Source organism: Corynebacterium endometrii, assembly GCF_004795735.1.
In the GTDB taxonomy this organism is placed as follows: Bacteria; Actinomycetota; Actinomycetes; order Mycobacteriales; family Mycobacteriaceae; genus Corynebacterium; species Corynebacterium endometrii.
Genome location: NZ_CP039247.1, coordinates 1,698,501 through 1,711,375, shown reverse-complemented (window position 1 = coordinate 1,711,375; position 12,875 = coordinate 1,698,501). Strand labels below are relative to the sequence as shown.

Annotated in this window: 11 protein-coding genes; all 11 read left to right on the top strand. The window is 60.2% G+C overall.

The window, feature by feature from the left end; all coding sequences use genetic code 11:
- Positions 1-280 precede the first annotated feature (280 nt).
- Positions 281-1,378 (top strand): aa3-type cytochrome oxidase subunit II, encoded by a 1,098-nt coding sequence (ctaC, locus tag CENDO_RS07705; protein ID WP_136141519.1) that lies wholly within the window; start codon positions 281-283, stop codon positions 1,376-1,378.
- A gap of 9 nt (positions 1,379-1,387) precedes the next feature.
- Positions 1,388-1,819, top strand: a complete 432-nt coding sequence (gene ctaF / locus CENDO_RS07700) for an aa3-type cytochrome oxidase subunit IV (protein WP_136141518.1) — start codon at positions 1,388-1,390, stop codon at positions 1,817-1,819.
- A 583-nt stretch (positions 1,820-2,402) separates the two neighbouring features.
- The gene (gene ctaE / locus CENDO_RS07695; protein WP_428844431.1) at positions 2,403-3,014 is read left to right on the top strand and encodes an aa3-type cytochrome oxidase subunit III; all 612 of its coding nucleotides are present in this window, start codon (positions 2,403-2,405) and stop codon (positions 3,012-3,014) included.
- Positions 3,015-3,084: 70 nt separating this feature from the next.
- On the top strand, positions 3,085-4,020 hold the full coding sequence (qcrC, locus tag CENDO_RS07690; protein ID WP_136141517.1) for a cytochrome bc1 complex diheme cytochrome c subunit: 936 nt from the start codon (positions 3,085-3,087) through the stop codon (positions 4,018-4,020).
- The gene (gene qcrA, locus CENDO_RS07685; RefSeq protein WP_136141516.1) at positions 4,017-5,237 is read left to right on the top strand and encodes a cytochrome bc1 complex Rieske iron-sulfur subunit; all 1,221 of its coding nucleotides are present in this window, start codon (positions 4,017-4,019) and stop codon (positions 5,235-5,237) included. The genes qcrC and qcrA overlap by 4 nt, the downstream gene beginning before the upstream one ends.
- Positions 5,237-6,859 (top strand): cytochrome bc1 complex cytochrome b subunit, encoded by a 1,623-nt coding sequence (gene qcrB / locus CENDO_RS07680; protein ID WP_136141515.1) that lies wholly within the window; start codon positions 5,237-5,239, stop codon positions 6,857-6,859. The genes qcrA and qcrB overlap by 1 nt, the downstream gene beginning before the upstream one ends.
- 1,027 nt (positions 6,860-7,886) lie before the next feature.
- The gene (locus CENDO_RS07675; protein ID WP_136141514.1) at positions 7,887-8,540 is read left to right on the top strand and encodes a C40 family peptidase; all 654 of its coding nucleotides are present in this window, start codon (positions 7,887-7,889) and stop codon (positions 8,538-8,540) included.
- 235 nt (positions 8,541-8,775) lie between these two features.
- Positions 8,776-9,867 (top strand): C40 family peptidase, encoded by a 1,092-nt coding sequence (locus tag CENDO_RS07670; RefSeq protein ID WP_246014219.1) that lies wholly within the window; start codon positions 8,776-8,778, stop codon positions 9,865-9,867.
- Positions 9,868-9,919: 52 nt separating this feature from the next.
- Positions 9,920-11,053, top strand: a complete 1,134-nt coding sequence (locus CENDO_RS07665) for a glycosyltransferase family 4 protein (protein WP_136141513.1) — start codon at positions 9,920-9,922, stop codon at positions 11,051-11,053.
- Between the two features lie 32 nt (positions 11,054-11,085).
- Complete coding sequence (locus CENDO_RS07660; protein ID WP_136141512.1) at positions 11,086-12,063, top strand: ROK family protein; 978 nt, start codon at positions 11,086-11,088, stop codon at positions 12,061-12,063.
- 39 nt (positions 12,064-12,102) lie between these two features.
- On the top strand, positions 12,103-12,843 hold the full coding sequence (locus tag CENDO_RS07655; RefSeq protein WP_136141511.1) for a lysophospholipid acyltransferase family protein: 741 nt from the start codon (positions 12,103-12,105) through the stop codon (positions 12,841-12,843).
- Positions 12,844-12,875: the final 32 nt, after the last annotated feature.

Genomic DNA, 12,875 nt, shown 5'->3' with positions numbered 1-12,875 from the left:
GGGGGAGTGCTTCCCCTTTAGGGTGCGAACTTTCGGTTGATGCGCCGCTAAAACCGATGTGAATTGGGTAACAGCGGGCGGCGGTAGGTGGGGGTGCGGATCGGGCATTTGGCAGGTGAACCTGTAACATCATCACCGACCAACATTCTGTGCGTTCCATGAGGTCCAGCTGTCACGGGCTTAAAGGCCTGCAAAGCGGTCTGGATCCACTATCCTGATTGGATAGGAATGCTCGTGAAGTGTTCGAGAAGTTTTGTGTGGACAGAAAGGCAGAACACACGTGGGACAGCGTAATAAGCGCAATATCACCCGTAAGGTGGGCCTAGCCGGCGCACTTGCACTGGGTGGTTCGGCCCTGGCAGCTTGTGATGTCAAAGCGCCAGAGGCAGTCAATAAGGTAATCGGTTTTGGCTGGCCACGGGGTATTACCCCTGAGGCCGAGGCAATGTACAACTTCTGGATCTGGGTTTGGGTTGCCGCATGGATCATCGGCATTATCATGTGGGGCCTCATGCTCGTGGCTATCTTCCGCTGGAGCGCGAAGAAGGCCGAGAAGGCTGGCAAGGGTGAATTCCCTAAGCAGCTGCAGTACAACCTGCCGCTCGAAATGGTGCTGACCGTTGTGCCAATTATCATCATCACCGGCCTGTTCTTCTTCACCGTTCAGGCGCAGCAGAAGGTTACCGCGCTGGATAAGGATCCAGAGGTAGTGGTTGACGTTACCGCCTACCAGTGGAACTGGAAGTTCGGCTACGCTTCGCTGACCGGTAATGCGGCCCCTAACGGCCAGGATTACAACGGTGCCGACGAAGAGCGTCAGGCACTCGCGGAGGACTCCTCCATCGACCCAGAGGGCGTAAAGAATCCTAACCCGATTCACGGCAAGTCCAAGGGTGACATCTCCTACCTGAACTTCAACGAGATTGAGACCGTAGGCACCACCGAGGAGATCCCGGTTCTGGTTCTGCCAACCGGTACTCCTATCGAGTTCCGCCTCGCTTCCGGCGACGTATCCCACTCCTTCTGGGTTCCGGAGTTCCTCTTCAAGCGTGACGTTTACTCCCACCCAGAGGCAAACCAGCAGGAGCGTGCTTTCCAGGTAGAGGAGATCACTAAGGAAGGCGCATTCGTTGGCCGCTGTGCTGAGATGTGCGGTACCTACCACGCGATGATGAACTTTGAGATTCGCACCGTAAGCCCGGAGAACTTCAAGGCTTACATGCAGTACCGAATCGATAACCCAGATGCTCCAAACTCTGAGGCACTGGCTTCCATCGGTGAGGCCCCTTACGCAACCACCACCCAGCCGTTCAACGGTTCCCGCCAGACTAATGATGGCAACAACTTCGTTGACGCTAACGAAAAAGCAAACGCTTAAGGAGTAATCATGCGCGTTGGAGCTAAAGTCTTTTACGGCATCGCCGTTTACCTGGTAATCTCCCTGGTCGTTTACACCATTGGCGTTAACTACATTCAAGATGACGGCTACGCTTACGGTCCTGAGTGGATCGGCATCGTTGGCCTGACCCTGGCAACCCTGCTGTGCTTGATGCTCGCCGGCTACCTTCACTTCACCGATTCCCGCACGGACATCGCGCCGGAGGATTGGGAAGAGGCTGAGGTAGCGGATGGCGCCGGCATTCTGGGCTTCTTCTCTCCGAATTCCATCTGGCCAATCGCGATGGCGGGTTCCATCGCCGTTATGGGTCTGGGCATCATCTTCGTCTACTACTGGCTCATCGTTCTGGGCGCGGCTCTTCTGGTATTTACCGTTACCAAGCTCTCCCTGCAGTACGGTCTGCCAAAGGAGAAGCACTAAGCTTCTAAACCGCGCGGCCTGAGCGCCGCGCGCCACGTGAACTTCTCGAGTCCCCGTTCTTCTAAAAGAGGAGCGGGGACTTTTTGGTGCGTCGGTTAATCCTCGTAAAAGTTCCCGGATTGCCGTAAAAATTTTGTACAAGGCGATCCGTGGGGGAGGGCGCGGGGCCCTGGAATCAGAGCCGATGCGAATACTGCCGCGGGGGCCACTTTTTCTACCAGCGCTTTTACTTCTTTGCCCCTCATTATTCGGGGGTCAACCGAAAGTTTGAAAGCGCGGGTGATGGGGGCCTTCCGGCTTGTGATTTATCTCTCAGGGCAAATTGGCATGGCGACTTGCGTCTTTTCGGGCGGTACGCATGGCGAAGTTGGCCCGGCGAGCAGATCTGCGGGCTTGCTGCGGCTCCGGCTTGATAACCTGCGAAAACACTTCGTCGGAAATGGGCTTAAAAAGTTCCCATTTATAAGGAATAATCTTGGGCCGCGGTTCGTTCTTTTTCGCCCGCGCCAAAGCCAACGGGGAGGCTTCAAATTGCGGGGGGATTCGGGTGACTTATGGGTCCCGAACCGTCATACTAATAGACGTGACGAGCGCAGTTTCAAACCAAGGTATGGCAGCACCACGTGTTGCTACGCTGAACCGACCCAATATGGTCAGCGTGGGCACCATCGTGTTCCTGTCTCAGGAATTGATGTTCTTCGCCGGACTGTTCGCAATGTGGTTCACATCGCGCGCTAACGGCCAGGAAGGTGATTGGGCGGTTCAGACCGGCCATCTCAACGTTGTGTATGGCGGTGTCATCACCGCCATCCTGATCACGTCCTCCGTTACTTCCCAGTTCGGCGTCTTCGCAGCTGAAAGGGGTGACGTATATAAGCTACGTGTTTGGTACGCAGTGACCATTCTGCTCGGCGTGATCTTCATTGGTCTCGTTGCGTTTGAGTGGTACGAGATGATCCACCACGGTGTGACGATTCAGTCCAGTGTCTTTGGTTCGGTCTTCTACATTCTGACCGGTTTCCACGCGGCACACGTGACCGCCGGCATTCTTGCCTTCGTGATCGTTCTCATTCGTGTGGCCAAGACCAAGTTCACGCCATCGCAGGCAACTGCGGCAATGGCAGTGTCCTACTACTGGCACTTCGTGGACATCATCTGGATCGGCGTTTTTGTCGTTATCTACCTCGTACAGTAGGCCGTAGTGAAGCCGGTGGTTTCACTGGCCTACAGCCTTCACTTTCCGAGCACGACTTATTCTAAGGAAAATGATGGATAGCAATTCTAATTCTGCCGCACAGGCAGCAGGCAAGACCCCTGCTGCCGTAGCGGCTAAGAAGACCCGCCGTCGCCGCAAGGCGAAGCGCACGCTTGCGGGTACCTTCGCGCTGACCATCGGCCTGACCGGTGCTGGCGTCCTGGCTACCGCCTTGACCCCGGACGCTCAGGTTGCAACCGCGCAGAAGGACGACCAAGCCCTCATCCAAGAAGGCAAGGACATCTACGACGTAGCTTGTATCACCTGCCACGGTGCGAACCTGCAGGGCGTCGATGACCGTGGCCCATCACTCATCGGTATCGGCTCCGGTGCGGTGTACTTCCAGGTCCACTCCGGCCGTATGCCGATGATGTCTAACGATGCACAGGCTGAGCGCAAAACCCCACGCTACACCGAGCAGCAGACCATGGCCCTTGCGGCCTACGTTGCCGCTAACGGTGGCGGTCCGGACGTAGTTTACGAGACGGATGAGAACGGTAACGTGCAGTACGACGAGAAGGGCAACAAGATTATTGCCCAGGAGTCCCTGCGCGGCGCTAACTACAACGGCCAGATCCAGGCCGAGGACGTAGCGCGAGGTTCCGAGCTCTTCCGCATGAACTGCGCGTCCTGCCACAACTTCACCGGCCAGGGCGGCGCACTGTCCTCCGGTAAGTACGCTCCACCGCTGGCTCCGGCCAACGAGCAGGAGATTTACCAGGCAATGCTCACCGGCCCTCAGAACATGCCTAAGTTCTCCGATCGTCAGCTGACCGCCGATGAGAAGAAGGACATCATTGCATTCCTGAAGTCCGCTGGTGAAACCCCCAGCCCGGCGGGTTGGGACCTTGGCGGTCTTGGCCCAGTTGCTGAGGGTCTAGCAATGTGGATTATCGGCATCACCGCCCTGTGTGCTGCTGCAATGTGGATTGGATCTCGCTCATGAGCAACGTAAAGAAGAATTACACTGAGGCTCAGCTGAAAGGCATGAGCGAGACTGAGCTTGCTGCCCTCGGCACCGAGCTCGACGATGTAACCGTTGCGTTCCGCAAGGAGCGCTACCCGGTAGCCGGTGACCCTGCCGAAAAGCGTGCCGCATTCGGTATTGGCGTATGGCTCACCATCTCCATTGTTATGGCCCTGGCGTTCCTCGCCGTCTACATCTTCTGGCCATGGCAGTTCAAGACCCACGGTGATGAGGGTCTTTTGTGGCACATCTTCTACACCCCACTTTTGGGCCTGACCTCCGGCCTGGCGATCATCTCTCTGGGTATCGCCATCGTCCAGTACGTCAAGAAGATCATCCCTGAGGAGATTTCCGTTCAGCGTCGCCACGACGGTCCTTCCGAGGAGATTGACCGCCAGACCCTGACCGCTCTTCTGAACGATTCCTGGAAGACTTCCACCCTTGGTCGTCGCAAGACCCTCATGGGCCTTTTCGGTGGCGCCGGCGTACTGTTCGGCCTGACCGTTGCGGCTCCGCTGGGTGGCGCAATCAAGAATCCTTGGAAGGTACGCCACGATCTGGACTACACCGGCGACGGTACCCTGTGGACCTCCGGCTGGACCATGCACGAGAAGGGCGTCAAGCTCTACCTCGCACGCGACACCGGTACCATCGCGGAGCCGCACACCGGCGAATCCGGCACCCACTACACCACCCAGGGCGTTTCCCGCCTGGTGCGTGTTCGCCCGGAGGACCTGGCCGCGGGCGGCATGGAGACCGTCTTCCCGCTCGCAGCTAGCGACGTTAACGACGGTGCGGAGTACGACCCGAACAAGGATGTCTACGAAAACCACATGCACTCCATTCACGGCAACCGCAACCCGGTTATGCTGATTCGCCTGCGTCACTCCGACGCACAGCGAGTAATTGAGCGCGAGGGTCAGGAAGACTTCCACCACGGCGATTACTACGCATACTCCAAGATTTGTACTCACATCGGTTGCCCAACCTCTCTGTACGAGGCTCAGACCAACCGAATCCTGTGCCCTTGCCACCAGTCGCAGTTCGATGCACTGCGTTACGGCAAGCCACTCTTCGGCCCGGCGGCCCGTGCTCTGCCACAGCTGCCAATCACCGTGGATGAAGAGGGTTACCTCGTCGCACAGGGTAACTTCATCGAGCCTGTAGGCCCGGCTTTCTGGGAGCGTAAGTCATAATGAGCAATAAACTAGCCGAAATCGGTAACAACATTGACTCGCGGTACACTGCCTCGGGCTTCATTCGCCAGCAGCTAAACAAGGTATTCCCAACTCACTGGTCCTTCATGCTCGGTGAGATGGCGCTGTACAGCTTCATCATCTTGCTGCTGACCGGTATCTACTTGGCACTGTTCTTCGACCCTTCCATCACGAAGGTTATCTATGACGGTGCGTACACCCCTCTCAACGGCGTTGAGATGTCCCGAGCATACGCAACGGCACTCGATATTTCCTTTGAGGTTCGCGGCGGCCTGTTCGTTCGCCAGATGCACCACTGGGCAGCACTCATGTTCATGATGTCCATGGTTGCCCACATGCTCCGCATCTTCTTCACCGGCGCATTCCGCCGCCCGCGTGAGGCCAACTGGATCATCGGCGTCGCCCTGATTCTGCTGGGCATGATCGAGGGCTTCCTCGGTTACTCCCTTCCGGATGATCTGCTCTCCGGCGTTGGTCTGCGAATCATGTCCGCAATCATCCTGGGTATCCCAATCCTGGGCACCTGGATGCACTGGGCCATCTTTGACGGTGACTTCCCATCTGACCTGATGCTGGATCGTTTCTACATCCTGCACGTTCTGGTCATTCCGGGCATCATCCTTGGCCTCATTGCAGCCCACCTGCTCCTGGTTTGGTACCAGAAGCACACCCAGTTCCCTGGTCCTGGTCGCGCAGAGAACAACGTCGTTGGCGTTCGAATCATGCCGGTCTTCGCCACGAAGGCTATCGGCATGGGCGCGATGGTTGCGGGTGTTCTGGCCCTGATGTCCGGTATCCTCACCATCAACGCAATCTGGCTGCTGGGTCCATACAACCCATCCCAGGTTTCCGCCGGTTCCCAGCCTGATATCTACATGCTTTGGACTGACGGTGTGGCCCGTGTCATGCCAGCGTGGGAGCTCTACCTGGGCAACTACACCATCCCATCCGCATTCTGGGTAGCCCTTCTGTGTGGTCTAATGGTTGTACTGCTTATCGCATACCCATTCATCGAGAAGAAGTTCACCGGTGACGATGCTCACCACAACCTGCTGCAGCGTCCGCGCGACGTTCCAGTTCGTTCCGGTATCGGCGCAATGGCTATCACCTTCTTCCTGCTGGTTACCATCTCTGGTGGTAACGACCATGTTGCGCACTTCTTCCAGATCTCCCTGAACGCGATGACCTGGGTAGGCCGTATCGGCATTATCATCCTGCCGCCATTGGCTTACTTCATCACCTACCGAATCTGCGTTGGTCTGCAGCGCTCCGACCGTGAGGTCCTGGAGCACGGCATTGAGACCGGTATCATCAAGCAGATGCCAAACGGCGCCTTCATCGAGGTTCACCAGCCAATTGGCCCGGTTGATGAGCACGGTCACCAGATCCCAATGGAGTACGCCGGTGCTTACGTTCCTAAGCAGCTCAACCAGCTTGGCCTGGCTGATTCTGAGACCCAGGGCGTATTCTCCCCGGATGATCCGGACATGATGCGCCGCGTTCACGAGGCTCGCGAGGACAACCATGTTGAGGAAGCGGAGATGTTCCGCCGTCTCAATGAGGCCAACCGCCGCGAGGACGAGGAGAACGGCCGCATCTAAGTTCCAGCCCTAGGCTGAACACTAGCGCTCTCGACGCCTGTTCCTTACCTACTAGGTAAGGGCAGGCGTTTTCTATTGCCAAGGCCGCCCAGCTTGTCCTTAGTACCCCTCTTATATACGGGCTTATATAAGGCGATTTGAGGGCTTATATAGGAAAGCTAGGCGTCTGCGTGCAGGGCGCCTGCGATAGGCGGGGCATTTTCACGCGCGGGATGTGCGTGGACGGTACGTGCGCTCAGGCAGGCGCTCATACTCTAGGGGGCGCTTCAATAAGAACCCGGGGCTTTATAGCATTCGGCTAAGACCTAGGCGGGGCTTTATCTGGGTACCAGGGGTTGGGGCGGGGCCTTGTTCTTGGGGCGGGGTGGCTCTTCTGCGGAATTTGTGGCGTGGTAGACGCTACCGGGGCACTTTTATCCCCGCGCGCCAAATACGCCCGCGGTGGGCTCAGCGGCGGGTGTCACGCCGGCAATGCGGGCGCTACAGGGGAGGGGAGGGGTAAGGAGAAGGCCCCTAAACGGGCCTCCAGGGTCGGGCGTGACAAAGGTCACAATAATATTTTTATTTGTGCTGTGGAATGGGGAAGTGATCTCGTTCAGCCTTTCCTTAGAGAATGGAATTTACTAAATCCGCTAGTCGCGAGGGGTTTTGGGGACGAGCTGGAAAGTGTGGTCCGTCTCTGTCTTGGAAGGGGTTTTAGGGTATCGGGAAGGTAACCCGTTGATAACGGGACGGTAACGGATGACATGCTGGGTCAAAATTCGACATTCGCCGTGACAATTTCGTAACCTATTCGAGACATTGCGTTACCAACCACGGGGCGCATTCATAAAACAAAAGATTTTAAGCGTCGTATCTGGCCCTCCTGAAGCAGTGGGGCCGAGCGGAGGAGCCCTACAGAGATGGGCGTCCTACGAACGTTAGGTCCACTCGGGCCAGAGCCATACGGGTCACGCGTCCTTGAACTCGAATCGAGGATTGCCGTGGCTTGGATGGTAGACGCACAGGAAAGTTTGGAGTTTAATTCGTGGCTAAGCATCGTCGTCAGGACACCAGCGTATCCCGCCGCATCGCGGGCGCAACCGCCCTCGCCGCAACCGCAACGGTTGCTGTTCCAGCGGTAGGTAACGCTGCTGAGGTCTCCATCCCTAACACCGGTTTTTCCGTTGAGGTTCAGGGCCTGGAAGACATTCCTAACATCGAGAAGGTGCCAAACATTGACCGTTACGTTCCTGAGCTGGCTCAGCGCGTGACCGGTCAGGCTAACTACTCCGCGCCAGTATCCGCCCCACAGGGCGCACCGGCCGCCCCGCAGGCTGCGCCAGCACCCGCACAGACCACCGGCCAGAAGGTAGTAGAAGCGGTGCGCTCCAAGGTTGGTTCCCCATACGCCTACGGCGCTGCGGGCCCTAGCTCCTTCGATTGCTCCGGCTTGACCTCCTGGGCGTACGCGCAGGCCGGCAAGTCCATTCCTCGCACCTCCCAGGCCCAGGCATCCGCCGGCCAGCAGGTGCCGCTGTCCGAGATTCAGCCCGGTGACATCGTTGCCTACTACGGTGGCGCATCCCACGTTGCCATCTACGTTGGCAATGGCATGATGATCGACGCGCTTAACTCCGGTACTCCGGTCGCTGAGCGCCCGCTGCACTACATGCCAATCCATTCCGTAGTCCGCTTCTAAACGCGTCTACCGGTAGGTTGAACAATGGCCCTGGAGGTTCCCCGTGAGCCGCCAGGGCTTTTTCCATTTCTGCTTGCGCGCTAATTTTAGAGGCGCCTGCCGGGGGTGGCCCTAAGGCCCCAATCACTTCACTGGAAAGCTTGAAACCAAAGGCTGCGGACATTTCGCGAAAAGTACCGCGATTGTCTATAGTTGGCCCAAGTTTCAACTTGGATCACTCTCAGAAAGTCACACTGTGCACCGCGATCACTCCCAGCGCCGCCGTGGCGCTCGCGTCTCCCTCGCCGCAGTAACGGCGGCCGCTATGACCTTCTCCCTCGTCGGTGGGGCGGTGGCCCAGGAAGTCGGCGAGGCCCCAGCCCCCGGTCACGCCGCCGGCGGCCCCGCGGATGTTTACGGACTCATAGAGCGCATGGGCGAATTGGGCCAGCAGGTGGCCGCGAAGAATGAAGAACTCAAGGCCGCCGAGGATGAACTCGCCCGCGCGGAGGCCGAACTCGAAGGTCTGCGCTCAAAGGCGGAGCAGGCGCGGCGTGACCTAGAGGCGGCGACGTCCGCCCTGGACGAGCAGCAGCGCAGCGTCAACGGGATTGCGCAATCCCGTTACCGCGGCTTTAACTTCGACCCGCTGACCACCACCCTGGCCTCCGGTGACCCGCAGTCCGCCGTGGACCGCCTGGGGTACCTAGGGGCAATCTCCCGTGACGCGCAGCGCACGTTGGAGACCATGTCCGCGCGTTCGGCGGAGGCGGAAGCAATGCGGGACACGGCCGATAGGGCGGTCAAGCTGGCCGCGGACAAGGCGGCGGAGCTTGAGGCAAGGCGCGAGCAGTTGGTGCTGGATAGGCAGGCGCTTGAGGCCCAGCAGGCTGACATCGAGGCCCAGGTGGATGGGCTTAGCCCTGAGCAGCGGGCGGCGTGGGAGGACCAGTTCAATGCCTCATCCGCCCGCTTCGACCCGGCCAAGCTAGCAGAGCTGTCCGGACTGGGCGGCGGCGCGGTGGCCGCGGCTATGAGCCGCATTGGCTCCCCGTACGGATGGGGCGCTACCGGCCCAAACCAGTTTGACTGTTCCGGATTGATGGTCTGGTCCTATGCGCAGCAGGGCAAGACAATTCCGCGTACCTCCCAGGCGCAGCTCGCCGGCGGCACCCCGGTCCCGCTGGATCAGCTCCAACCGGGCGATATCGTGGGTTATTTCCCGGGCGTGACGCACGTGGGCATGTACATCGGCGATGGCCAAGTGGTGCACGCCTCGACCTACGGCGTCCCGGTCCAGGTGGTGCCTTTGCACTCCATGCAGGTGGTAGGCGCGGTCCGCTACTAGGGCAAGCACCAAATCCTTTTAAAGTCCGGGCCATGACGTACAGTTAAGCGTCATGGCCCGGATTCTGCTTGTTACCAACGATTTTCCGCCCACTATCGGCGGCATACAGTCCTACCTGCGGGACTTTGTCGCCACGCTCAATCCGGAGGACGTAATTGTCTTCGCCTCCACCCAGGATGCCGAGGCGGCAGCGGCCTTCGATGCGGCGCTGCCCTATGAGGTGGTGCGGTGGCCGGGCTCAGTCATGTTGCCCACCCCCGCCGTGGAGCGGGAGATGCGCCGGATTATCCAGGAGCGGGGCATCGAGGTGGTCTGGTTTGGCGCGGCGGCGCCGCTGGCCCTGATGGGCAAGGCCGCCAAGCGCGCCGGCGCCCGCCGCGTGATAGCCACCACGCATGGCCATGAGGTGGGCTGGTCCATGCTCCCGGGCGCGCGCGCAGCGTTGCGCAGGATCGGCGCCAGCGCAGACATCATCACGTATATCTCCTCCTACACCAAGTCCCGGCTGGAGAAGGCCTTTGGGCCGGGGGCGCGGTGGGTTAAGATGCCGTCGGCAGTGGACGCCGGGGCCTTTACACCTGCTACGCCGCAGGCTAAGCGGGCCGCGCGCGCGGGCCTGGGGCTCGCGCAGGGAAGCTTGGTGATAGTTTGCGTCTCCCGCCTGGTCCCGCGCAAGGGCCAGGACCAACTCATCAGGGCAATGCCCGCGGTGCGGGAGCGCTTCCCGGAAGCGGAGTTGCTCATCGTGGGACGGGGGCGTTACAAGGCAACCCTGGAGGCGCTAGCGGACATCTACCATCCTGACACGCGCTTTGTTGAGGCCAAGGGGGAGGACGGCTTGAAACGGGTGCTTAACGCCGCTGACATATTCGCCATGCCGGCGCGCACCCGCGGCGGCGGCCTGGACGTGGAGGGGCTGGGAATCGTCTACCTCGAGGCCCAGGCCGCGGGCCTGCCCGTCATCGCCGGGGATTCAGGCGGCGCCCCCGAGACCGTGACGCCGGAGACCGGGGTGGTGGTGCCGGGCGGGGATCTGCGCGCGCTGGAAGAGGCGTTATGCGGCCTGCTCGGGGACCCCCTGGCGCGCGAGCACATGGGTTCGGCCGGGCGCGCCTACGTGGAGGAAGAATGGAACTGGAAGCGCATGGGGGATACGCTACGGGAGATCACCACGGTCCGGATGTGACCGGGGTGCGGGCAGAGGTATATTCTTTTCACATGCCTCAGCCAATTCAGACTCCATCCCGCCACGGCCAGCAGCCACTGACGGTGGGATTTGATATTGGAGGCACCCATGTCCGGGCGGGAGTGGTCAGCGCGGAGGGCGAGATTATCGATCAGCGCAGCGCGGACACGCTCCGCGACGCCCAGGCCCTCGAGGCGGCAATCGCCCGGCTTACTGATGAGCTTCGCGCGGACCATGACATCGCGGCCGTGGGCCTGGCCGTGGCCGGGTTCGTGGACCCCACGTGCACCACGGTGCGCTTCGCCCCGCACCTGCCGTGGCGGGACGCGCCGGTAAAACACATCCTGGAGGAAAAACTGGGGCTCCCGGTACGCCTGGAGCATGACGCGAACTCCGCGGCCTGGGGCGAATACCGCTTCGGCGCGGGCAGGGGCGCTCAGCACTGGGTGTTTTACGCCTTGGGCACGGGCATCGGGGCCACAATCATGACTCCTGACGGAATCTACCGCGGTGCGCACGGCACCGCGCCGGAATTCGGGCACATCGTGGCGGTCCCCGGCGGACGCGCATGCCCGTGCGGCAAGCGTGGATGCCTGGAACGCTACGTCTCCGGCACGGCGCTGTCCGCCACGGCGGCCGAACTGCGCGCGGATTACTCCACCTCGCTGCCGGAGGACGCTGCGGGGGAGGCCATCACTGCGGCCGCACGGGAGGGGGATCCGCTGGCTCTTGCGGTGATGGAGGAATTCTCCCGCTGGTTGGGTCACGGCCTGTCCTTGGTGGCGGACATCATCGACCCAGAACTCATCGTGATTGGCGGCGGGCTGGCCAAGGAATCGAGCCTGTACATGGAGCCGTCCGTGCGCCACATGGAGGCCTCCATGGTGGGGGCTGGCCACCGCCCAACCCCGCGGGTTGTCAGTGCGGAACTTGGCTCTCGGGCGGGTATGATTGGTGTGGCCGATTTGGCCCGGGATATGGCCGTAGAAGCCGCAGCATCCAAGAATTAGGCAATTACTTACCTCAAGGCTAGTGGGAGCACATCTGCAATGAAGAACAAGTGGTACTGGGTATACAAGCATGTGCTCATCGGGCCATTTCTCCGCCTCTATAACCGCCCTTGGTCCGAGGGGATGGATAACATCCCCGCTGAGGGCGCCGCAATCGTGGCTTCCAATCACCAGTCCGTGATGGATTCCTTCTATTTCCCGCTCATGTGCCCGCGCCAGCTCACCTTTATCGCCAAGGCCGAATACTTCACCACCCCGGGGCTGGCGGGCCGCTTTAAGAAGTGGTTCTTTAGCTCGGTAGGCCAGGTTCCCATTGAGCGGGGGACTGATTCCGCGGCCGATGGCATGATGGTTGTGGCCCGCCGCATCCTTGAGGCCGGTGACCTCTTTGGCATCTACCCGGAGGGGACCCGTTCCCCGGACGGTCGCATCTACCGCGGGCGTACCGGCATGGCGCGCGTTGCCATGGAGACCGGCGCGGATGTGATTCCGGTGGGCATGATTGATTCCCGCAAGGCCAACCCCATCGGCACCATCTTCCCCCGCCCGTGCAGGGTGGGCGTGAAGGTCGGCAAGCCGGTCAACCCGCACGAGTGGGCCTATAAGCGCGGTCTGGATCCCAAGGATCACGCCACGGTGCGCGAGTTTACAGATTTCATCATGGCGCAACTGGCTGAGATGACGGGCCAGCCGTATGTGGATGTTTACGCCAGTGATGTGAAGAAGTCCCTGGCCGCCGGCCACGGTTATCCGGAAGGCGCCGATCCCCACACGGCCTAGTTATGGTACTCCGGCGCCGAAACGGGGTATAG